This window comes from Brachyspira innocens ATCC 29796, from assembly GCF_000384655.1.
Taxonomy (GTDB): Bacteria; Spirochaetota; Brachyspiria; order Brachyspirales; family Brachyspiraceae; genus Brachyspira; species Brachyspira innocens.
Genome location: NZ_ARQI01000114.1, coordinates 1 through 22,636, shown reverse-complemented (window position 1 = coordinate 22,636; position 22,636 = coordinate 1). Strand labels below are relative to the sequence as shown.

Annotated in this window: 21 protein-coding genes; 16 read left to right on the top strand and 5 right to left on the bottom strand. The window is 27.8% G+C overall.

From position 1 onward, the window contains the following. The first annotated feature begins 25 nt into the window (after positions 1 to 25). From F811_RS0108570 to rarD, 5 genes are all read left to right on the top strand, one after another. On the top strand, positions 26 to 2,653 hold the full coding sequence (locus F811_RS0108570) for an ankyrin repeat domain-containing protein (RefSeq protein WP_020004838.1): 2,628 nt from the start codon (positions 26 to 28) through the stop codon (positions 2,651 to 2,653). Positions 2,654 to 2,743: 90 nt separating this feature from the next. Next, on the top strand, positions 2,744 to 3,058 hold the full coding sequence (locus F811_RS0108565; RefSeq protein ID WP_020004837.1) for a hypothetical protein: 315 nt from the start codon (positions 2,744 to 2,746) through the stop codon (positions 3,056 to 3,058). Between the two features lie 247 nt (positions 3,059 to 3,305). Beyond that, entirely contained in the window at positions 3,306 to 4,340 is a 1,035-nt protein-coding gene (locus F811_RS0108560; RefSeq protein ID WP_020004836.1) for an NADH:flavin oxidoreductase/NADH oxidase, read from the top strand. 442 nt (positions 4,341 to 4,782) lie between these two features. Then, positions 4,783 to 5,532 (top strand): ankyrin repeat domain-containing protein, encoded by a 750-nt coding sequence (locus tag F811_RS0108555; RefSeq protein WP_026364392.1) that lies wholly within the window; start codon positions 4,783 to 4,785, stop codon positions 5,530 to 5,532. A 424-nt stretch (positions 5,533 to 5,956) separates the two neighbouring features. Further along, on the top strand, positions 5,957 to 6,811 hold the full coding sequence (gene rarD / locus F811_RS0108550; protein WP_020004834.1) for an EamA family transporter RarD: 855 nt from the start codon (positions 5,957 to 5,959) through the stop codon (positions 6,809 to 6,811). A 43-nt stretch (positions 6,812 to 6,854) separates the two neighbouring features. Here the strand turns inward: rarD and F811_RS0108545 are convergent, their stop codons facing one another. Together F811_RS0108545 and F811_RS0108540 are read right to left on the bottom strand one after the other, a co-directional pair. After that, entirely contained in the window at positions 6,855 to 7,601 is a 747-nt protein-coding gene (locus F811_RS0108545) for a hypothetical protein (RefSeq protein WP_020004833.1), read from the bottom strand. Between the two features lie 17 nt (positions 7,602 to 7,618). After that, the gene (locus tag F811_RS0108540) at positions 7,619 to 8,281 is read right to left on the bottom strand and encodes a hypothetical protein (RefSeq protein ID WP_020004832.1); all 663 of its coding nucleotides are present in this window, start codon (positions 8,279 to 8,281) and stop codon (positions 7,619 to 7,621) included. A 204-nt stretch (positions 8,282 to 8,485) separates the two neighbouring features. On the opposite strand from F811_RS0108540, the gene F811_RS0108535 reads away from it, so the two are divergent. Genes F811_RS0108535 through rsmA form a run of 4 tightly spaced genes read left to right on the top strand, consistent with a single transcriptional unit; the run spans position 8,486 to position 11,802 of the window. Continuing rightward, positions 8,486 to 8,791 carry a hypothetical protein gene (locus F811_RS0108535; RefSeq protein ID WP_020004831.1) on the top strand — a complete coding sequence of 102 codons (306 nt, stop codon included), beginning with the start codon at positions 8,486 to 8,488 and terminating at the stop codon, positions 8,789 to 8,791. A gap of 11 nt (positions 8,792 to 8,802) precedes the next feature. Next, positions 8,803 to 9,237: a tetratricopeptide repeat protein gene (locus F811_RS0108530; protein WP_026364390.1), complete on the top strand. Its 435-nt coding sequence runs from the start codon at positions 8,803 to 8,805 to the stop codon at positions 9,235 to 9,237. Next, positions 9,234 to 10,961, top strand: coding sequence for a tetratricopeptide repeat protein (locus tag F811_RS0108525; protein ID WP_020004829.1), 1,728 nt, complete (start codon positions 9,234 to 9,236; stop codon positions 10,959 to 10,961). The genes F811_RS0108530 and F811_RS0108525 overlap by 4 nt, the downstream gene beginning before the upstream one ends. Next, positions 10,951 to 11,802, top strand: a complete 852-nt coding sequence (gene rsmA / locus F811_RS0108520; protein ID WP_020004828.1) for a 16S rRNA (adenine(1518)-N(6)/adenine(1519)-N(6))-dimethyltransferase RsmA — start codon at positions 10,951 to 10,953, stop codon at positions 11,800 to 11,802. Before F811_RS0108525 ends, rsmA begins: the two co-directional genes overlap by 11 nt. Here rsmA and F811_RS0108515 read toward each other — a convergent pair. After that, the gene (locus F811_RS0108515) at positions 11,799 to 12,353 is read right to left on the bottom strand and encodes a hypothetical protein (protein WP_020004827.1); all 555 of its coding nucleotides are present in this window, start codon (positions 12,351 to 12,353) and stop codon (positions 11,799 to 11,801) included. The genes rsmA and F811_RS0108515 overlap by 4 nt on opposite strands. A gap of 165 nt (positions 12,354 to 12,518) precedes the next feature. On the opposite strand from F811_RS0108515, the gene pyk reads away from it, so the two are divergent. From pyk to F811_RS0108480, 7 genes are all read left to right on the top strand, one after another. After that, on the top strand, positions 12,519 to 13,952 hold the full coding sequence (gene pyk, locus F811_RS0108510; RefSeq protein ID WP_020004826.1) for a pyruvate kinase: 1,434 nt from the start codon (positions 12,519 to 12,521) through the stop codon (positions 13,950 to 13,952). A gap of 178 nt (positions 13,953 to 14,130) precedes the next feature. Next, positions 14,131 to 15,519: a sodium-dependent transporter gene (locus F811_RS0108505; protein WP_020004825.1), complete on the top strand. Its 1,389-nt coding sequence runs from the start codon at positions 14,131 to 14,133 to the stop codon at positions 15,517 to 15,519. A 338-nt stretch (positions 15,520 to 15,857) separates the two neighbouring features. After that, positions 15,858 to 16,787 carry an Rpn family recombination-promoting nuclease/putative transposase gene (locus tag F811_RS0108500; protein ID WP_020004824.1) on the top strand — a complete coding sequence of 310 codons (930 nt, stop codon included), beginning with the start codon at positions 15,858 to 15,860 and terminating at the stop codon, positions 16,785 to 16,787. A 349-nt stretch (positions 16,788 to 17,136) separates the two neighbouring features. After that, positions 17,137 to 17,478 carry a PaaI family thioesterase gene (locus F811_RS16050; RefSeq protein ID WP_020004823.1) on the top strand — a complete coding sequence of 114 codons (342 nt, stop codon included), beginning with the start codon at positions 17,137 to 17,139 and terminating at the stop codon, positions 17,476 to 17,478. A 175-nt stretch (positions 17,479 to 17,653) separates the two neighbouring features. After that, positions 17,654 to 18,445: a pyrroline-5-carboxylate reductase gene (gene proC, locus F811_RS0108490; protein ID WP_020004822.1), complete on the top strand. Its 792-nt coding sequence runs from the start codon at positions 17,654 to 17,656 to the stop codon at positions 18,443 to 18,445. A 138-nt stretch (positions 18,446 to 18,583) separates the two neighbouring features. Continuing rightward, positions 18,584 to 18,946 carry a response regulator gene (locus F811_RS0108485; RefSeq protein ID WP_020004821.1) on the top strand — a complete coding sequence of 121 codons (363 nt, stop codon included), beginning with the start codon at positions 18,584 to 18,586 and terminating at the stop codon, positions 18,944 to 18,946. A gap of 7 nt (positions 18,947 to 18,953) precedes the next feature. After that, positions 18,954 to 19,955: a galactose-1-phosphate uridylyltransferase gene (locus tag F811_RS0108480; RefSeq protein WP_020004820.1), complete on the top strand. Its 1,002-nt coding sequence runs from the start codon at positions 18,954 to 18,956 to the stop codon at positions 19,953 to 19,955. On the opposite strand, the gene proB is transcribed toward F811_RS0108480, so the two are convergent. After that, complete coding sequence (proB, locus tag F811_RS0108475) at positions 19,950 to 21,095, bottom strand: glutamate 5-kinase (RefSeq protein ID WP_020004819.1); 1,146 nt, start codon at positions 21,093 to 21,095, stop codon at positions 19,950 to 19,952. The two genes, F811_RS0108480 and proB, sit on opposite strands and share 6 nt — an antisense overlap. Positions 21,096 to 21,236: 141 nt before the next feature. Beyond that, on the bottom strand, positions 21,237 to 22,487 hold the full coding sequence (locus tag F811_RS0108470; protein ID WP_020004818.1) for a hypothetical protein: 1,251 nt from the start codon (positions 22,485 to 22,487) through the stop codon (positions 21,237 to 21,239). Positions 22,488 to 22,636: the final 149 nt, after the last annotated feature.

Genomic DNA, 22,636 nt, shown 5'->3' with positions numbered 1-22,636 from the left:
GTATTGGAGGAACTTAATTTTTATTATGAAAAAAGTATTATATGCTTCTGTACTCTTAATTGTTTTTTATATAAATATTTTTGCTCTTACTTCAAAGGAAGAAGAGTTTTTTAAGGCTGTAAAAGAAAATAAATATGAAGCTCAATTAAAAAATATTTTGAGATATAAAATTGATTTAAATGCTGCAAATGAAAGAGGATTAACTCCGCTTTTGTATGCTATTGAATGCGGTAATGAAAGAGCTGTAAGAGTATTGCTTGAGTACAGCGAAGTTAATATTGAATATAAACTTCCAGACGATTTTGCAGATTATCCGTATATAAATAGATACGAAGGCGACAGTTTTAATATAGGAGGAGCTACTCCTTTAATGTTTGCTATATTTAAAGGAAATGCCAGAATAGTTAAACAGCTAATAGATAAGGGGGCTAATGTTAAGGCTAGAGATAATGAAGGAACTTCTGTATTTTTATATGCATGCGGTTTTGGGGACGGAAATATCATAAGAATGCTTCTTGTAAGAGACAGAACTTTAGTAAACGATAAAACTCCTAATAGCAATATTAACGGACTTCATTATGCGGCATCTCTTAACAATTTAGAGACTATTAATTTTTTAATTAAAAATGTTGATATGAATATTAATGATAGAGATTTAAACGGCTGTACTGCTTTATATTATGCTGCTTATCATGGAAAAAAAGAGGCTTACAATCTTCTTATTAAACTTGGTGCTAATAAAGATATAGGAGATAATTACGGAGTTAAGCCTGAATATATTTTATCTGGAGGAAGTTCTGCTGTTGATTTAGGTGATGATAACAATGAAGAAAATAATAATTCTCTTACAAATACTTATGAAGAGAATATGTATATAGCAAGAATTATTGAAACATCAGACACTAATGCTTTAAGAAATATAATGATGTATTCTAATTTTAATATGAACTCTGTAATTACAGAATATGAAACTCCTCTTACTTATGCTATACATCTTGGCAAAGATGATATAGTTAATCAGATTTTTAGATATAAAATGTATAATACTAATATTATCAATATAGAAACTAGTTTTATACCAGAAGGCGAAGTATATTTTGATGAAAGTACTAATGGAATAGAAGCTGTAGGCAATGTATATTTGGGAGATGCTAGTCCTTTGCAGTATGCTATATTCAAAGGAAATATTAATATAATAAACACTCTTTTAAAACTTGGTGCTGACATAAACAGAAAAGACAGTTTAGGAAATAATGCTTTAATGTATGCAGCAAGTTATGGAAGTGCAGAAGTTATTGATACGCTTCTAAATTACAGCAGTAATTCTTACAGAGTTGTTGATATATATGGTGATACTCCCTTGCATAATGCAGCAGCATTGGGAAATACTAATACTTTGACAGCCATTATGAATAGAACTCCTATTAATATAAATGCTCAGAATATTGATGGTAATACCCCTTTGCATTTTGCCGTAAAAAATCATAACAGCAATACATACAGATTTTTACTATTAAAAGGTGCTGATTATACTATAAAAAATTATGATGGAAAAACTGCTTCTGATTTATTATATGCAGATGGTATTGAGAGTATAGATAGCATTATAAGTAATGATACTAATTCATTTACCAATATCTATACAAATGATAAATTGAATAAGATAAATACTAATAATACAAACTTAAATGATACAAATAATTATATAGAATATACTAATTCTATTAATCAAAGCAATAATATGAGTACTAATTATTCTTCGGAAAGTTTACCTTATGATGATATAGAATATACTAACAGCATTAATAATGAAAACACATTTGATAATGTTAAGGCAGTTAATGCTAATACTTTTGCTGATGACTTAATATACGAGTATAGTGATGAAGGAATTACTGAAGATAATTCTGATGATTATGTAGAGCCTGATACAGATGATGATTATTCAGAGTATTATAATGCAAGCCAACCTTTATTTGAAGCCATATACAATAACAATGTTTCTGATGTATTGAAAGCTGTTTCAAATGGTATTAATATAAACTCAAGAAATGAGGAAGGTTTTACTCCATTACTTTATGCTATTAATTATGACAGACTTGAAATTATGAAAGCTCTTTTAAGCTATAGTAATATTATAGATATAGAAATGCCTCTTAATAATTATACTAATATATATTCTATTAAAGGAAAAAATTTCAGCGGAGAAGTATTATTTAATGGAACCACTCCTTTACAGTATGCTGTATATAAAGGCAATACTAATGCTGTAAATCTTCTTATAGAAAATGGGGCTGACACAAAGAAAAAAGATTATAACGGATACTGCAGTTTATTTTATGCTTCGGCCTTTTCTGACGCTAATATGATACATTTTTTATTAAAAAAAGATCCTTCTCTTACAAGAGAAAAATCTTTAAGCGGAAGAACGGTTATGCATTTTGCTGCTTTATATGGAAATGATGAAGCCATATCATATTATTTATCTAATACATTTTTAAGCATTAATGCCAAAGATAATGAGGGAAACACTCCTTTGCATTGTGCCTGTGAAAAGGGATACTCTTCCACTATTGACTTGCTTGTTCAAAGAGGTGCAAAAACTGATATAAAAAATAACGAAGGATTAACCCCTGCTGATATTACTAGTTAAAATAAATATGATTATTATATATTTAAATACATAATTGTTTTGTAAATGCTGAAATATAAAAAATATTAATCTACAAAAAATGGAGAACTAATGAAAACAATTTATAAAAATATGATAAAATATTCTTATATTGGTATGTGTATTTTTTTCTTTTTACTTTTTGCTAAAAAGGAAGATATCACAGGTACTATTAGAATGGTTGGAACTTCAATATTTCCTAGTATTGTTATAAGTACAGAAGAGAGAGATTATTATTTTGATAAAAAATTTTTTGATGAATATGCCCAGTATGTAGGACAGAATATTACTGTAACAGCTAAAGTGAAAAAAGATACTATATGGCTTGCCGATAGAAGTAAATCATTTGACAGATATACTATTAAATGGGTTGAAAAGAAAGAATAGTATTTTTTTATTAGTATGTTTTTGATAATTTAATAATAATTCTTATGTGTTTTTCACGCATTTTTTACAAACAAATGTATTATATGTGTTATTTATATTGATTTTTTTGATATTCACATATAATTATACAACAGGTATATTTAAATTAATTATATTGTGAAATTGAAATATTAAAAAAATTGTTATATACTATATAGTACTATATAAAGAATGTTTAATAATTAATTTTTTATAAAGGAGTTATTTTATGAAACCAGAAAAAAGCAATCTTTTTACACCTTTAAAAATAGGTAATCTTGAAATAAAAAATCGTGTAGTAATGCCTCCAATGTGTATGTACAGTGCAGAAGACGGATATGTTAATGATTGGCATATTCAGCATTATGCTACAAGAGCTATAGGCGGAACAGGACTTATTATTGTTGAAGCTACTGGAGTACTTCCTTATGTAAGTTCTATCACTGATAATGATTTAGGTATATGGGACGATAAGTATATTGATGGTTTGAGCAAACTTGTTAAAGCTATTAAAGACAATGGGGCTTTGGCGGCAATACAGATTAACCATGCTGGAAGAAAATGCGAATCTGTAAAAATAGATAAAATATATGCTCCTAGTGCTATAGCATTTAATGATAAATACAGAACTCCTGTTGAGATGACTCAAGATGATATTAATGAAGTTGTTGATGCATTTGTTAAAGCATTTGTAAGAGCCAAAAAAGCTGGTTTTGATATGATTGAAGTGCATGCTGCTCATGGTTATTTGATTTCTACTTTCTTATCACCATTATCAAATAAAAGAACTGATGAATACGGAAAAAACAGAGCTAAAATTTTGGAAGAGATTTTAAGAAAAGGAAAAGAAGCTGTAGGCAAAGATTATCCTATACAAATAAGAATATCTTCTTATGACTGGAAAGAGGGCGGAAACACAGTGAAAGATTTTGTAGATATGTTAAAACCATTAGAAGAACAAGGATTATTTGATTCTATCAATGTTAGTACAGGAGCCGTTACTGCTGATGGTAAAATCATACCTTATGAAGGCTATCAAATACCTTTCTGCAGAGAAATTAAACAATATATGAAAGTTCCTTGCATAGGTGGAGGACTTTTAACTGATGCTAAAATGGCTAATATGATAGTAAGAAACGGTGCTGCTGATGCTGTATATATTGGAAGAGAGATTTTAAGAAATCCTTACTGGGCATTACAGGCTGCAAGAACTTTAGGTATTGATGTTCCATTCCCTAAACAATATGAAATGGCTAAAAGATAAAATAATATATAATTAAATATTTTTTTGATTATAATATTCAAGGCTTAATTATGCTTATCTATATATGCATAATTTAAGCCTTTTTTATTTTTATTTAGTTTTAAATATTATTTACTCCTTGATATATTTTTATTTAATAATAAAATTGTTATATATAAATTTTATTAGACTTGTTTCAGAAGTACTTGATAAGATTCAGCATAAAATTATCTAATTTTAAAATTAGAAATATGATGTTTTACATGTTGTATAAACTATTGTTTTATTATATAAACATTCAGTCCTTTTGCTTCTTTGGGTCACCAAAAGAAGTGGGGTTTTGCGTAAGCACGCAGAGCGGTGGGCAAAGCCCCAACTATAATTAAAAAAATATTAAATTAAAAAACTATAAATATTAAGAAATTTAGTTTTGAAACAAGTCTATTAATGAAATAATATAATTATGAAGTGCTTATTAATTGTAACGGCTTTATTTATTTGTATATGCCTTAATATTTTTTCATTTACTCAAAATGAAAATGATTTACTAATGGCGGCTGAAACTTCAGATACTGTTTCGGTTAGAAATATACTTAACAGAAAAGACGTTGATGTTAATGTGAGAGATAAATATGGTGTTACTCCTTTAATGCATGCTGTATTTAATAAAAATATCTATATACTGGAATTATTATTAAAAAATAATGCTGATACTGATATTAAAAATGACAGCGGTAAAACTGCTTTAATATATGCTTGTCAGTCTGGAGATTTTGATATTATACAAATGCTTATACTGTATAATGCGGATATTAATATAACAGATAATTATAAATCTACAGCTTTAATGTATGCAGCAAATAGCAGTACTAACATTATAACATTATTAGCGGAGTCTGGTGCTGATATTAATGCTCAGAACTTAGACGGCAAAACTGCTTTGATGTACAATGTTTTAAATAGTGCTGATGTTAATATGATTAATCTTTTTATTAGTTTCAAAGCGGATATTAATATTCAGGATATTCATGGTTATAGTGCTTTGATGTATGCTGCTATACTTGATTATAGAAATTTAGTTGAAATATTAATAGAAAATGGGGCTGATGTAAATAAAAGAAATAATTATAATAAAACCGCTTTAACTATGGCAGAAGAAAATAAAAATTATAAAATGGCAGAGATTTTAATTAAATATGGTGCTGTAAGATAGACATTCATTTGTTAGACTTGTTTTAAAAGTACTTGACAAACAATTTTATAAGTTTCTTATTTTATGCTAAATTAAATAATATTAATTATGATTTAATTAAATGTTTTATATGTTGTATAAATTCTATGTTTAAACTACAAAATGCAGTTCTTTCGCCACAGGCGTACAGCGTATGGTTCTTTTATACCACGTCACAGGCGGACAGACATCATAAAAGAACTGGGGTTTGGCACGACTGTGAAGCCCCCAACTATAATTAAAAAATATTAAATAAAAATTTATAAATATTAATAAATTTAGTTTTGAAACAAGTCTATTATAAATTTATTAATTTTTATAAATTAATCAAAAAACTTAAATGCAGTATTGAAAAAAATTTTTTAAGTCTTATTATATATGCAAAAAAATATATGGGATACATCGTATGTCTAAAAATAAATCGATACTTCTTGCAGCGTCAGCTTATATAATTTGGGGACTTCTTCCAGTATATTGGAAAGCAGTTCAGAATTTTGATTCGGCATTTGTTTTGGGTATTCGTGTTATAACTACTTTCATATTTACTTTGATAATAATTATTTATAAAAGAGCCAATCTTTACAGAGGTGTAAAACCTTTGGTATCCATAATAATAGCAGGTATTTTTTTAGGTGTAAATTGGTATTTATATATTTATACTGTGAACTCTGGTCATGTTCTTGAAGCTGGACTTGCATATTATATAGCACCGATTTTAAGTATACTTACTGGAATAATATTTTTTAAAGAGAAAAAAACAGCATTAGAATATGCCGCTATAATTTTGATGTTTATAGGTATGATTTATCAAACTATTACATTAGGAAAGCCTCCTATAATGGCATTTTTTATAGGACTTACTTTTTCTATATATGGTATATTCAAAAAAATGACAGTATATTCAGGCTGGGAGAGTTTATTTTTGGAGACGGCTGCTATACTTATTCCTTCAATAATTTTAAGCAAAATATATTTTCCTTCTTCGCCTCAGTCTGTTTCTTCTTGGGTAACTTTGATGTTTGCGGGTATTGCTACTGGTATACCTCTTTATTTGTATGCTAAAGCGGCTAAAGGTCTTGATGTTTCTACTCTTGGATTTTTACAATTTTTACTTCCTTTAATTGCTACTTTGCTTGCAATTTTTGTATACAAGGAAGAAATTAATGTAAATAGGGCAGTTACACTTATTATTATAATAATTGCTGCTGTGCTTTATACAATATCAATATTTAAAAATTCTGCTAATAAAGATAAAATATAAAGAATATTTGTATGTTTTTTATATATAAAAATATATATATAAATTATTTTCTTATGCTCTTTTGGAAATATCTTGATAAGTCAACAGGTGTATCTTCAAGCCAAGATGACATGATGCATTCATATCTTCCTTTGCTCTTGCTTAATTTATATATCTGATATTCTACTCTGTCATTTCTTCCGCTTATTTTTTCTCTTGACTCAACAAGCATTTCATATATCCCATCTCCGTCAATATCTTCAAATATATTGTCCATTTGAGTTATTACAGAACTTTTCATAGAATTAATTTCTCTATAAAATTCTATATCAGCTATAAACTTTATACTTGCTCCGTCTATTCTAAACATATACATGTATATATCTTTGTCTTGTCCATTGTCATTGATAATATAATATTTTATAATTCCTATTTCATCTTTTCTGTCATAGAAATTTTCTAAATCTACAGCAGAGTTTTTTCCAAATCTGTCTGTGCTGTATGAAAACTCTTCTTTATCATTATTATATATGCAAATTTTATTTCCCTGAGTAGATGATACTAAAGCTATAAATTCATTTCCTTCTATAGGGAGAACATCAGCAATAACTATAGAGTTCACATTGTATCCTTTTTTTTCTAAATCAGATTTTAATTTTTCAGCCTGAGTATAATCGGCATTATTTATATTTTCACTTTTATAGTATACAATTTCTCCATTGCTTGAAAGATTAAATAAACTTTGCACATCAATTGCATATAGATTAAAAGTTAATGTCAAAGAAGCTATGATTATTAATATTTTTTTCATAATTTGTTATCCGTAATTTAAAATTTTATATCAGTAAATTCTATTTCAGAGTTTACCTTTCCGTCAGAACTTTTATATTTGATAATTTTAGGCAGAGTATAATTTTCTATATTTTCATAACTGATACTTACATCGTATATTTTAGATTTTTTATTATAATACTCCGCTTTTTCTATTAATAAAATTTCTTTATCAACAGTATATACCACACTATAATTTTGATTTTCTCCTTTTGCTCTTAAAGTTATTTCATATTTATTTTTACTTTCTTCTAAAGATTCAAAAGTGAATTTTTTTGATAAGGAATCATAGCTTGATGAACTGCCAACTAAAGTATAAAATCCTATAGTTTCTAAAGCACCTTCAAATACAGAAAACATATTTCTATAAAAACTATCAACATTTTCTAGTACTATAGAAGGTGTGCCTCCCTGAGTAAAAGAAAATTTTAATTTTATATCATCTTTAGTTTTTGTATAACTTTTTGCAGGAATAGTATCAATTTGTCTTTGTACTATTTTTCCGCTTATATATGCTTCAAAATGTTTTGGATACACAGAAGAATATTTATCTTTCATTTGTGTATATAAATCCTGAAAGTTAATAGCGGTGCTTTCCTGAGAGTATAAAGCAGCTGTATATAGTATAATAATTATTAATGCTGTTTTTATATATGTCATATTAGCAATTTTCGTAAAAAAATTAATTTTAAATATTATTTTTTTAAATATACTAAAATAATAAATTAAAAAATTATGTAATGATTATCATACTTAAATATTTGTGAAATTTTTTAACAAATTAGTAATCTTGACTTAAATCTTAAAGTTTGTTATACTTTTATTATAAAATAATTAAAACAAATATATTTATGGTAAGTATTTATGAGCGAAGAACAAAATGAACAAGTGTCAGAAACAGGCATATATTGTGCTAACTGCCGATATTGCGTATTGTTTAGAAAGTCAAGCGGAGTAGACGGCAACCAATATTTGCTAAGAGTAAAATGTACACAGGAACAATGGCGTAAAAAACTTGGCGAAGAAAAAATGTACAAGTATTTTACAGTTGCAAGAAGAACGGTTGAAAAGTGTGATGACTATAAGGAAATGGGTGATTTAAGAAGTTTCCTAAAGGCTTTACGCAAAAGTCTGCCTGTTCGTGATGAGGTATATACTATAAAAAAATAATGGATTTCTTAGTGAAAAAAAGTTTTGTTTTTTTAGTTATACTTGTTTTTTTATTAGCTTCATGTGCCTCGGCGGTTAAGATATCTGTTGAAGAAGAGAGATATCCTAAAATAATAGCTGAGAAGGCATATACTGAATTTGGTAATAAAAACTACAAGACTGCTATAGCTTATTATCAGTATATAATAGATAATTTTGATAGAGAAAACTATAGTAAAGATGTGGCTTGGGCTTATTATGAAATAGGTTTCTGCTACTATTATCAGAAAAAGTATGAAGAGGCTTTAACATATTTTGATATAGTTATAAATAATTTTACAGTTTTACCTCCTAGAATTTTAGCTCAAAAGGTTATGCAGGATATTTATGATAAAAAACCTAAATTGAAACCAGCAGAGATAATAGAAGAGGAAGTAGAAGTTATTGAAGAAAATATAGACTCATGAGAAAAGAACATAGCATTACTACTAGACTTATATTAAATTTTTTAATAATGAGTATTATAGGTATAGCTGTTATATTAATAATATATGTTTTATATTCCAGAGGCGAAGGCAGAGATTATTCTTTATTTACATATATATTAATAAGTTTAATATTCTATAAAACTTACATGCCGTATATAATATCTTTATCTGTATATTTTGCTTTCTTTAAAGCTAGGTATCTATATCAGGAAAATATATCAAAAGTTATAGCAGCTCCTATAACCGTCATTATAATTTTAGTCATATTTTATACCCTATATGATTATTCTTTTGTAGATTCCTTTATTTCTATTGTAAAAGAGCATAATGCTTCTAGGGATGCGATGGCATATTATGAATACGGACTAAAACTAAAAAATGAAGCATATGAAAAAGCTAAAAATGAACTTGTCAGCGGTAATTTAGATTCTGCTGCTTATTTTGCTGAAGAGGCATTATTTTATGATAGAAATGACGGTAATGTACTCCTTCTAATAAAAAGCATACAGGAAGAAAAAAGAAAAGAGCATGAAAGACTTCATCAATTAGAAATAAGCAATATTAATAATTTAATAAGACTTGGTACTAGAGAGTTTAGCTATTCAAATTATTATGAACCTTCTAAATATTTTAATCAGGTTATTGCTTTGGATAAATATAATCCTTTAGCCTTATATTATATAAATAAAATCAGCATTGCAAATAATCAAAAGCCTAAGTATGCAATTACTACAACAGAAGAGGCATCTGTATATGGAAGATTATCAGATGTTATTACCCTTTATGAAAATGGAAGATTATGGGATGCTTATTATGGAATTTCTAAATTGTATATGGAAGCTCCTAATATAGCGGAAGTTGATAATTATTATTCTATTATCAGGGATTCTATAAGCAGATATGATTTCTTTATTAGGGAAGCCAAAGAGGTAAGAAATGCTTATATCAATAATCCAGACATACTGCAGTATACATCTGCATTAAACCATAATGGAATAAATTTAATGCTTGATAAAAACACATTGCTTTCATCTTCAAGCAGTGCTGTGTTTAAAAATAGTTTTTATATATTTGATGTTTCTATTATAAAATTTGATGATGAATTAAAAATTGTGAGCTGTAATAATTATTTATACGGAAAAATAGCTGAAGCATTTAAAGCTACAAATAATAATAAAAATATTATATTAAAAGCACGTTTTGATACAAATAGAAATGATTATATTTACAGTGATACTAATAGTTTAGTTATTCCTATTTCAATATCTTACAGTACTTTAGATATTATTAAAAATTATACTTCTTTGGAATTAAAGTATATTAATTTATCGGATTTATTTACTTTAAGGAAGGAAATTAAAAGATTTGGATATTCAGATAAAGAAATTAATCTTGAATTAATAACTAAAAATATAGAACCTATTACATATTTATTATTATTTCTTATAATAGCATATTATTCATTTAGATATAGGCTTTCTATGTCTCCTTCAGGTACTTTTCATATATATAATAGAGTTACTGGAGTAGTTGGTACTATATTGCTTGGGTTGGTATATAGGGTAATAGTTGGATATATATCTATGCTTCTTGTAATGCTTTCTCAAATTGCTCTTAGTGTGATTATTATTGTTGCTGCTGCATTTATTTTGATACTGATTGTAATATTCCAAATGGCTAGAATTCCGAGAGATGTTATATAATTTATATTCAAAGAGAGAAATAACAGAATATTTAAAAGAGAAGTCTATATTTCCAAATAAAAATAGAGGTCAGAATTTTTTATGTGATAGAAATATTGCATATAATATAGCATCTGTTGTTCCAAAAAATTATTTGAGAGGCGAGTTTTCTTTAGAAATAGGCGGAGGGCTTGGAGCTTTAAGCAGTATGCTCATAGATATATATAAAGAAAATCTTACTATAGTAGAATATGATAATGCCTTGTACAATCATCTAAAAGAAAGATTTAATAATATTAATATAATTCATAAAGACATATTAACTTTTGATATATCCGATTCTGATAAGAAATATGATGTTTATGGTAATATACCATATAATATAGCAAGCCCTATAATGGAATGGTTATTACAAAAATCTTACGGTAAATGGAACTATGCAGTATTTATGGTTCAAAGTGATTTTGCAAATAGACTTATAGCTAAAGAAGATACAGAAAATTATTCAGCTTTAACACTATTTGCTAATTTTATGTCGGATGTAAAATTTGAGTATAATGTTTCTAAAGAGGTTTTTTATCCTATTCCAAAAGTTACATCGTCTATTATAAGTATTACTCCAAAGGAGGTTGATATTTCTATGATAAATGTATTTAAGTTAGTTTCAAAAACATTATTTCATAACAGAAGAAAAACTATAAGAAATAATTTTATTAATTCTCCATATATTGATAATATAGATAAAAATAATATAGATGAAATACTTGAAAAATCAAATATTGACGGAAATGTAAGAGGTGAAACTTTAAAATTGGATAAAGTAATTAAACTTTCCAATATATTAAAAGAATATATTAATTAATCATTTGTATTATTTTCTATTATTCTGACAGATTTTATAATGTTGTTTATTTCTTTATCATCTTTTTTGCTGTTGGCATTATACATACATATTATTTGAAGTATGCCGTTGTCATGAAGCATTGAAAATGATTTGTGGTAAGTTTTATTAGGTCCGTAATAGAAACTTAGCAAAATTTCATAAGCATTATCAAAACCTTCAGCAGCACCTTCATTTACTATCTGAAATTCCTGAACAGCATTATTATTTTTCAAACCGTTTACTATATCATTTCTAGCTTTTTCTAAATTGATTATACCAGTGTATGCCGCTTTATATTTTTTATATGCTGCAGTGTATATTGCTGTTGTTCTCTGCACTCCGTATGAATTATAATATTCTACCGTATTATCAGTATCTACAACTTCACCTAAAAAATTTTCTGAAAAATCTTCAGGCACATCTATTGCTACATTATTAAGAATAATTGTTTTAGTTCTAGGTTTGCAGGCATATAATGACAATGCCAATAGAATAGTAAAAAATATTATAGATATATTTTTTGTAAGCATTGTTTTATTATATATTATAATACATATTTTTAAAGTAAAAAAATCATTTTATATAATTATTTTTTATAAATCTTAAAGATTTTTTTTTAACATTGCTGTATAATTTTTTATATTTATATAATATAAGATTTATGGGAATAAAAATTACAAGTAAAGGAAATATGAATGAGAAAAACTAAAATAATAGCTACTTTAGGACCAAGATGGTCTAGTGAAGATATGGTAAAAAAAATTATAGAAAATGGTGCAGATGTATGCAGATTAAATTTTTCATTTGGGGCTTATGAAGAACATTTAGAGAGAATCAATATAATAAGAAAAGTTTCTAAAGAATTGAACAAACCTGTAGCAATATTAGCGGATATGCAGGGACCAAAAATAAGAATAGGAAAATTAAAAGAACCTATAGCAGTAAAAGAGGGAGATATTGTAAAATTAAGCGGATATAAAGAAACTAATGATGACAGTATTATTACTACAACACATTCTAATATAGCACATGATGTAAAAAGCGGATCTATGCTTTTAATAGCTGATGGTACTATACAACTAGTTGTAGAATCAAGCGATGAGGCTTCAAAACTTGTGGTGTGCAAAGTTATAACTGGAGGTACTATATTAAGCAGCAAAGGTATTAATTTACCGGGTGCCCATGTTACTACAGAAGTTTTAACAGAAAAAGATATTAATGATGCATTATTCTGTGCTAAAAATGGGGTAAATTATTTGGGAATGAGTTTTGTTAGGCGTGCTGAGGACGTTATAAGGCTTAGAAAAATTTTAGATGATAATAATTTTCAGCATGTTGGCATAGTATCAAAAATAGAAAATACAGAATCGCTAGAAAATTTGGAAGAGATAATAAAACATTCTGACGGCGTTATGGTAGCAAGAGGTGATTTAGGAGTAGAAATACCATTCGGAGAGGTTCCTGTTTGGCAGAAAAAAATATTAAAAATGGCAAATGATTTGGGTAAAATTACTATAATAGCTACTCAGATGCTTGAAAGTATGACAAAAAGTCCAGCACCTTCAAGGGCAGAGGCGAGCGATGTTGCTAATGCTGTACTAGACGGAACCGATGTTGTTATGATGTCTGCTGAAACTGCTTCTGGAGATTATCCTATAGAATCAGTTAAGGCTATGGTTTCTATTGTAGAGGCCGCTGAAAGATCTATGACTAAAACATCTCATGATAATATGAATTTATTAGACAGAGGAGTAAATGATGCATTAGCTGATAGTGCTTCATACTTATCATACAGTTTAAACAATAAAGTAATAATTGCTCTTTCTAGGTCTGGAAGAACTGTAAAAAACTTATCTAAAAAAAGACCAAAAACTCCTATAGTATTTATGTCGGCTGATACTAATTTATGTAATAGTCTTGCTATATGTCATAATGTTTATACTATACTTATGCCTGAAGATTTAAACTTCAGTTCTGGAATTAGTCATGGCGGACAGATAGATATACTTGAAGATACTATAGTTAAACATAATTTAGCTAATCATGGTGATACAGCAATAGTTGTCAGCGGAAGCAAATGGCAGGGCAGATGGCAGGAAAATAGTGTTCGTGTGGTAATTATACACTAATTTATATATTATATTTTGTTTGGGATTGCTAATATTATTTTAGTAATCCCTTTTTTATGAATTTAAAAAAATAATTTTATGTTTGTAACAAAAAATTTCATATATTTAAATATTACTACTTGAAGTAATATTTAAATATTGTATAATATATAGATACTAATTTTTTGGAGCTCATAATATGCATAATGAAAAAAGAGAAAAATTATCGAATAGGCTTGGTTTTTTACTTGTGTCGGCAGGATGTGCTATAGGACTTGGAAATATATGGCGATTCCCTTATATAACAGGTAAATACGGCGGAGCTGCTTTTGTTCTTATCTATCTTATATGTTTAGCAGTAATAGGTTTGCCAATACTTATAATGGAGTTTAGTATAGGACGTGCAGGCGGAAGAGATATTGCAGGTTCTTATAAAGTATTAGAGAAAGAAGGCTCTAAATGGCATTTAATAGGATATATTCAAATGCTTGGCTGTCTTATACTTATGATGTTTTACACCAGTGTTACAGGCTGGACTATTACATATGCTTATTATATGGCAACGGGTGCTACATTAGGCTTAAGTCCGGACGGAGTTGCACAGTTTTTTGGTACTATGCTTTCCAATCCTAAAATAATGGTTATTAGTTTATTTATAGCTGTATTTTTAGGTACATTAATATGTTTTAAGGGGCTTCAGGCAGGTGTAGAAAAATCATCAAAGTTTATGATGTCATCATTATTTGTAATAGTTATAATATTAATAATAAGGTCTGTAACTTTGGAAGGTGCCATAGAGGGAGTAAAATTTTATCTTCTTCCAGATTTATCAAAAATTTTTCAAGGCGGTGTAGGAAATTTATTTGAGGTAATATATGCGGCAATGGGTCAGGCATTTTTTACTTTAGGTATTGGAATAGGCAGCATGACAATATTTGGAAGCTATATAGGAAAAGAAAAATCTATAACAAATGAATCTATAATAATAGTTATATTAGATACATTAATAGCACTTCTTTCAGGTCTTGTAATATTTCCAGCTTGTTTTGCCTTTAATGTAAATCCTGGTGAAGGTGCGGGTTTAGCGTTTGTTACTTTGCCTAATATATTTAATTCTATGCCTCTTGCTAGATTATGGGGTACTTTATTTTTTATATTTTTGGCAATGGCTGCTTTAACTACTGTTGTAACTGTATTTGAAAACCTAATAGCTTTTACTATGTCTGAGTTTAAAATGCCTCGTAATATTGCTTCTATAGTAGTTGGTATAGTTGTATTTGTATGTTCTCTTCCTACTGCTTTGGGCTTTAATGTATTATCATTTATACAGCCTATGGGAGCAAATACAAGTTTCCTAGATTTATTTGACTTTATAGTAAGTTATAATTTGGTTGAGCTTGGAGGGATATATATAATAATATTCTGCGTTTCTAAATATGGTTGGGGCTGGGATAATTTTATTACAGAAGTTGATTCTGGAAGCGGAATAAAGTTTCCAGTTATATCAAGATTTTATGTAACTTATATACTTCCTATAATATTATTTGCTATGTTTATTATTAATTATATATATAAATTTTTTATTTGAAGTTAATTATTAATAAACTTTGATTTATACGGTGTAAATATGTTTATTCATATTTGCACTGTTTTTATTATTAATATTAAAGTTATTTTAAAACTACTTGACGGGATTATCTTAAAAATTATTTAATTTTAAAATCATATACATAATATTTTAAATTTTTTATAAATTATATTTATATATAGCTGTAAAATACGTTCTGATTTGTATTGTTTTGGTCATATCCAGCTGACTTTCTATGGTTGTAAAAAGTGGTATTTTTTGTAGAATAAAGCCGAGTAAATATTTTTTAATAAAAAATCATTTTTGACAAAATATAATTGTTTAGGTATAATAAAATTATGAAAGATTTAGATAGATTAAAACATATATTAAATGAACCTGTTACAGTTGATAATTTAAATAGAATCAATGACTATTTTATACGCTATTTATTTTCGCATGTCGGTAATGAACATATAGCTTTAAACTTTATTAATGCCGTATTTAAAGATTTAAACTTTGAAACTTTTAAGAAAATAGAAATACTTAATCCATTTAACATAGCAAAAAATTACGATGAAAAAGAGTCTATAGTTGATATAAAAGCAACAACAGAAACAGGGATAACTGTTTTAATAGAGATACAGTCTAGGGGAAATGAAGATTTTATAAAAAGAGCTTTATACTATTGGGCTTATAATTATAGCTCTAGTTTAAATAGAGGATCTTTTTATGATGAATTAAAACCAACTGTAAGCATCAATATTACAAATTTTATACTTACAGATGAAGATAAAGTGCATAGCTGTTATGTATTAAAAGAGTTAAATAATAATAAAATTCTCACAGATCATTGTCAATTGCATTTCCTTGAACTTCCTAAATTCAATTCAAAAGACATTTCTGTAATAGAAAATATAGACAATATACATAAAGAATTTATTTCTTGGATAAAATTTTTTAAGGGGGAAGATATGTCAGTCTTGATGAAAGAAAATACTATATTTGAAGAAGTAGAAAAGAAGTGTCATACATTTGTCAATGATAGCCCAGTAATGGATAAATATAAAAAGAGAGAAGTGGATACTTACTTTTTTAATAAGAGTATAGAGTTAGATATAAAGAAGGCTAAAGAAGAGGGTATTAAAGAAGGTATTGAAAAAGGTATTGAAAAAGGTATTGAAAAAAACAAAATAGCAATAGCTAAAAATTTAAAAAAATCTGGTTTAGATATAAAGTTTATAAGCGATAACACAGGCTTGAGTATAAAAGAAATAGAAAATTTATAATTTAATAAATAATATTTGCGTTATTTATTACAACATATTTTATTTTTTATATAAAATATGACTATTGAATGTTATTAATAATTTATTTGATTTTATTTTTATACTGATTTTTTTATTTGTATGTTTAAAAACTGAAAAGTTATTTATAATATTTTAGTGTATAAAATAATATTACTGCATAAAATTGAAATGGTTATAATGTTATGTTAAAGCTATTATTTTATCTGTCAAAAAAGTTTTTTCACAATATCATATAAAAGATTGTTTAAAATCGTTATAATTGTTATTATAGTGTAATATGGTGTAATATATAGAAATAATTTTTAGTAAGAGGAGTTTTTATAATAATATGACTAATGAAGAGATGTTTAAAAAGGTTGAAAAGAGATTTTATTCACAGGATTTTTTATCTTTTGTCGGAATGAAACTTGAGCATATAGAGAGAGGAAAAGTTATTATATCATGCGAAAATAAAAAAGAGTTTTCTCAATATTTAGGATATATGCATGGAGGAATGGTTGCGGCATTAGCTGATACTGCAGGCGGACATGCAGCTGCAAGTATGCTTGAAGAAGGGTATAAAATAGTGACTTCTGAACTTAAAATACATTACTTAAAGCCTGTTGTTGCAAAAAAAGTAATAGCTGTTGGAGAAGTTTTAAGTGCTGGAAAAAAGTTAATAATAGTATAATCAGTTATCAAAGATGAAGAAGATAATATGCTTGCTAAAATGATAGCGACTATGTTTGTAATAGATCCTTCTTAAGTTTTAAAAATAATATATCAAAAATATTATTTACTATTTGTAATTTTTATTAGTTTATAAAATTAGATACTATAAAATTATATTAAAAAGGAGATTAAATATGATAATAGGATTTATCGGTGCTGGTGCTATGGGAGGAGCTTTAATAGAAGGCTTTATAAAATCTGGAATAGAGTACACTAATATCATAGCCAGCGTAAAGACAATGGAAAAAAAAGATTATCTTGAAAAAAATCTTGGAATAAAAGTTTATACAGATAATAGAAAAGTGGCAAGTGAGGCTGATGTTTTATTTATAGCGGTTAAACCTTATATGGTTAGTGCAGTGGCTGCTGAGATATCATCATCTATTAAAGTTGGTGCTACTATTGTAAGTGTTGCAGCTTCTGTAAGTAAGAGGGATTTATCAAGGCTTTTTAATGGAAGCAGAATTGTAAGAATAATGCCTAATACACCAGTAAAAACATGCAATGGTTTTATATCAGTTGTTGAAGCAGAAAATAAAGTTGTAGAAAATGGTGTTGTAGAGCTGCTTAAACGAGTAGGAATGGTTAAGGTAATAAAAGAAGAGCAGATACATGCCTATAATGCTATGGCAGGCTGTTCACCAGCTTTTATGTATATATTAATAGAGGCTATGAGCGATGCAGGAGTATTAATGGGTATAGACAGAAAAACATCTATAGAAATGGCTGCTCAGGTTTTTAAAGGTACTGGTGCTATGGTATTAGAATCTGGAAAACACCCTGCACAGTTAAAAGACGGAGTGTGTACTCCAGGAGGACTTACTATTAAAGGTGTTGAAGTCCTTGAAGAAAAATGTATGAGAAGCGGTCTTATAGAAAGTATTATTGCAAGCTATAATAAATCTATAGAAAGTGAAAAAAAGTAAAAATTGTGTTATAATATACATGTATAGTATGATTTTTTTGTCATAATATATAAAATTATAATAATCAAATTGAAAAATTCTATTTGACTTTTTTAATTCAATTATTATAATATCAATATAAGATATATGGAGAAAAATATGCCTAAAAAGACAATATTAGTTTTAGACGATGAAAAAAGCATTAGAACTCTGTTTGAGGAAGAGTTTAAAGATGAAGGCTATGATGTAGTATCTACAGACAGCGGAGAAGAAGCCTTAGAAATGCTTGATAAAGGTACTCCTCATATTGATTTAATAACTTTAGATATAAGAATGCCTAAAATGGACGGATTAGATTTTTTGGCTAAAGTTAGAGAAAAGCATAGAGAGCTGCCTATAATAATATGTACAGCATATAATAATTATAGACATGAGTTTTCTGTTTGGAATGCTGATGGTTATATATTAAAATCAGGCAATCTTACAGAGATTAAGGACAAAATAAAAAGACTTATAGGTTAAATAATTTATGCCTCATATACGCAAAGATCCTGTAACTAAGCAGTCTGTTATCATTTCAGCAGAAAGAACAGGAAGGCCTAGTGATTATGTTAATTTGAATGAAAAGCATGTAGTCAATTCTGAACTAAGCTGTCCTTTTTGCAGAGGTCACGAGATGAAAACTCCAGACCCTGTTTATACAGTTTATGCTGAACAGGAAGAGATTTGGCAGGTTAGAATAGTACCAAATAAATATCCTATAATATCTGAGACACATCAAAATGAACTGCCTAAAGAAAACAGCCTTTTTTGTGCCAGCAGTTCTAAGGGCTTCCATGATGTTATCATAGAACACCCTAATCATTATTTTAATTTTTATCATGCCCAAACTGAAGATTTTTTCTATATTTTCAAAGCAGTTATGATGAGACTTAGAGACTTGGGTAAAAATGAAGGTATGCTGTATAGTCTTCATTTTAAAAATTTTGGTCCTGAAGCGGGCGCTAGTCTTTCACATTCTCACTCACAGATTATAACAACTCCTTTTATACCAGTTCAAATGTTAGATGAAATTAACGGTTCTTTTGAGTATTATAATGAAAATAATAGATGCGTATATTGCGATATTATTTCAGAAGAAAAGAAACTTAATGAAAGGGTAATATATGAAAATAATAATTTTATAGCCATTGCTCCTTTTGCTTCAAGGTCTCCTTATCAAATATATATAATGCCTAAACATCACTCTAATAGTATAATATACGCTTCAAGTCCGAATATACTTGATTTTGCTTCTATACTTAAAAATATCTTTGACAGATTATATAAACTTCTAGGCGAAGTGAGTTTTAATTATGTACTTCATACTCTTTTACCTGTGTTTAATGATAAATATAAGTATTCCAGCCATTGGTTTTTGGATATAATGCCTAAAATGAGTAAACTTGCAGGCTATGAATTAGGAAGCGGAGTATTTATTAATTCTATTACACCAGAAGATGCAGCAGAACAATTGAGAAATGCTTTATAATATTACTATATGATCTCTGGTAATAACAGCATCATAATTTTTATAGCCTAATATTTTTAATATATCATCAGAATGATGACCGATTATTTTTTCTACATCATCAGAACTGTAATTAATTATTCCTCTTGCAAATTCATTTCCATCTTCGTCTATAATGCTTACTATATCGCCTTTTTTGAAACTATTAATTACCTTTGTCACACCTATAGGAAGAAGGCTTGATTCTTTTTCAAGTACAGCCTTTTTAGCACCTGCATTTACTTTTAATTTTCCTATTATAGTTGTGGCATAAGCAATCCATCTTTTTTTTGTAGGAAGTTCATTAGTTTCTTCTACAGGGTAGAATATAGTTTTATCTTCGCTTTCAAATATGTTATTAAGTACATTAGGTTTTTTACCATTTGCTATAAATAAAGCACATCCAGACCTAGTAACTATTTTAGCAGCCTGAAGTTTTGTTTTCATTCCTCCTCTTCCGCCTTTAGAAGCGTCAAGACCAAGATTTTCTATTTCTTTGGTAACTTCAAATACTTCATGTATAAATTTGGCATTTGGATTGGTTTTAGGGTTATCATCATAAAGACCGTTAATATCTGAAAGTATTATAAGCAAATCAGCATCAAGTTCGCTTGCTACTAAAGCAGAGAGTTTATCATTATCAGAAAAACTTACCTGAGTAACATCATATAATTGTTTAAGCTCATCACTTGATACGGTATCATTTTCATTTATTATAGGTACAACTTTATATTTTAAAAGCATATTCAAAGTAGAATGAAGATTAAGATATCTTCTTCTGTTTGAAAAATCTTCTTCGGTAAGAAGTATTTGAGCTGTAACTATATCAAATTTTGAAAATCCGTCTTCATATATAGACATAAGCTGAGACTGTCCTATAGCAGCACAGGCTTGTTTTAAAGCTACTTCGTCTAAATCCTGCACATTAATTTTTTTAGCCCCAAGTCCTACTGCTCCAGAAGTAACTATCAATACTTCTTTGCCCATTCTATGAAATTTTGCTATAGCCTCTATGAAAGAATATATTCTGGCTAGAGAAATATATCCTTCATCATTTCTTAAAACATTAGTTCCGAATTTGAATACTATTCTATTTATATTATTTAAATCTATTTTTTTCATAGCAAGTATTATAAATTATATATATAAAAAAATAAAGTTATAATTTATGATTATTTTAAATTTATTTATAATATCATGCGATTATTATAAACAAATCTAAAACAAATCATATTAAGCAATGATTATTATTTTTTATTGTAATTATTTGTTTCCCCATACACCGCCGAATTTAAAGCTTAAACCTAAATAAAAATCATTATCTACTGTATAGTGTCCATTTTTTTCATTATATGATATAACTCCAACTTGGTTTCTATTTTCTAATTCATAATATTGATAATTATTTTTGTATACTGGGTCATAGGTAAAAGTATCAGAAAGCATAATTTTGAAATCATCAGTTATATTAAAAGTTATTCTTAAGAAAGCTCTGTATTTAAGCTGATAAATATCTTCTGCATTTGAATATATATTATTATCATGTACACCGAAATGTGCTGTTATATCAAATTTCCATAATCTTCTGGCTTCAAAGAATATAAATCCGCTCATTCCGTAATATGGTTTTGATCCGTTAAATGTCTGCACAGAAAAATCAGTATAATATCCGTCATTAAAATGAGGAGTATTTGTATTATCTTCACCGGGGAAATATTGATTATATACTCTTATACCATGTCTGAACCAAAAACCCTCAATTCCTACAGTAAATCTTCCATCTCTTCCATTTCTAAAGTAAAAAAATGCATTAATGCTGTCTCCCCATTCTTTGATTGGCTGAGAACCTATTTCTGTAACTATGCCAGCTACTCCAGTATTTACATAGTCATTGCTGTATGCTACCTTAGCCATAAGTCCTTTAGAAGAATTAGCATCAAGTCCCATTTCACCATTAACCATTCCTACACCTATAAATACCCCAAAGAAATTGGCTTCTACCATTAATCCAGTATCGTATCTTGGTATAAACTGAGTATCATATCCTATAGGCATATCTCTTGGTCCAGAAAGTACAGTTGCTTTATTGCTGCTTACTGTATGATAATAAAATAGGGTAGGGAAGTATGAAGTCATCGGTATATTTTTTGTATATGGTTCTAAAACTCCTACTCTTATCCCTACATATTTGAAATTTACAAATATATTCATCTTTGAAAAATCAAATACTGGAGGAGACATATCCTTATAAAATCTTGCTTTATGAGATAATGGCTCATAAAATCTTACATTCATATTAGCCTCTATATAAGCATATTTATATTCTTTTATGTAGTTTAAATCTCCGTATAAGAGTACTCCCAATGTATCCTCATTTCCAGTCTGTTCTATAAGATCGCTCATTCTTCCGTATGCTACCATTTCTAAAGAGGCTGATAATTGTCCGTATCTTTTTATATTATTAGTATTTGTTGTCTGAGAATATGCATTGTATTTAATGACACTGATTAACATAATACAAAAACAAGAGAAGTAAAAAATTTTTGCTATGGGTATTAACTTTTTATAGTGTGTTGTGTGTTGTGTGTTGTGTGTTGTGTGTTGTGTGTTGTGTGTTGTGTGTTGTGTGTTGTGTGTTGTGTGTTGTGTGTTGTGTGTTGTGT

Excerpts from the sequence above, each read along its gene's own strand:
- F811_RS16050 (WP_020004823.1), top strand. The coding sequence starts at position 17,137 with ATGACTAATGAAGAGATGTTTAAAAAGGTTGAAAAGAGATTTTATTCA.
- F811_RS0108555 (WP_026364392.1), top strand. The coding sequence starts at position 4,783 with ATGAAGTGCTTATTAATTGTAACGGCTTTATTTATTTGTATATGCCTT.
- F811_RS0108535 (WP_020004831.1), top strand. The coding sequence starts at position 8,486 with ATGAGCGAAGAACAAAATGAACAAGTGTCAGAAACAGGCATATATTGT.
- F811_RS0108525 (WP_020004829.1), top strand. The coding sequence starts at position 9,234 with ATGAGAAAAGAACATAGCATTACTACTAGACTTATATTAAATTTTTTA.
- pyk (WP_020004826.1), top strand. The coding sequence starts at position 12,519 with ATGAGAAAAACTAAAATAATAGCTACTTTAGGACCAAGATGGTCTAGT.
- F811_RS0108570 (WP_020004838.1), top strand. The coding sequence starts at position 26 with ATGAAAAAAGTATTATATGCTTCTGTACTCTTAATTGTTTTTTATATA.
- rarD (WP_020004834.1), top strand. The coding sequence starts at position 5,957 with ATGTCTAAAAATAAATCGATACTTCTTGCAGCGTCAGCTTATATAATT.
- F811_RS0108545 (WP_020004833.1), bottom strand. The coding sequence starts at position 7,601 with ATGAAAAAAATATTAATAATCATAGCTTCTTTGACATTAACTTTTAAT.
- F811_RS0108500 (WP_020004824.1), top strand. The coding sequence starts at position 15,858 with ATGAAAGATTTAGATAGATTAAAACATATATTAAATGAACCTGTTACA.
- F811_RS0108515 (WP_020004827.1), bottom strand. The coding sequence starts at position 12,353 with ATGCTTACAAAAAATATATCTATAATATTTTTTACTATTCTATTGGCA.
- F811_RS0108505 (WP_020004825.1), top strand. The coding sequence starts at position 14,131 with ATGCATAATGAAAAAAGAGAAAAATTATCGAATAGGCTTGGTTTTTTA.
- proC (WP_020004822.1), top strand. The coding sequence starts at position 17,654 with ATGATAATAGGATTTATCGGTGCTGGTGCTATGGGAGGAGCTTTAATA.
- F811_RS0108470 (WP_020004818.1), bottom strand. The coding sequence starts at position 22,487 with ATGTTAATCAGTGTCATTAAATACAATGCATATTCTCAGACAACAAAT.
- F811_RS0108485 (WP_020004821.1), top strand. The coding sequence starts at position 18,584 with ATGCCTAAAAAGACAATATTAGTTTTAGACGATGAAAAAAGCATTAGA.
- F811_RS0108480 (WP_020004820.1), top strand. The coding sequence starts at position 18,954 with ATGCCTCATATACGCAAAGATCCTGTAACTAAGCAGTCTGTTATCATT.
- F811_RS0108565 (WP_020004837.1), top strand. The coding sequence starts at position 2,744 with ATGAAAACAATTTATAAAAATATGATAAAATATTCTTATATTGGTATG.
- rsmA (WP_020004828.1), top strand. The coding sequence starts at position 10,951 with ATGTTATATAATTTATATTCAAAGAGAGAAATAACAGAATATTTAAAA.
- F811_RS0108540 (WP_020004832.1), bottom strand. The coding sequence starts at position 8,281 with ATGACATATATAAAAACAGCATTAATAATTATTATACTATATACAGCT.
- proB (WP_020004819.1), bottom strand. The coding sequence starts at position 21,095 with ATGAAAAAAATAGATTTAAATAATATAAATAGAATAGTATTCAAATTC.
- F811_RS0108560 (WP_020004836.1), top strand. The coding sequence starts at position 3,306 with ATGAAACCAGAAAAAAGCAATCTTTTTACACCTTTAAAAATAGGTAAT.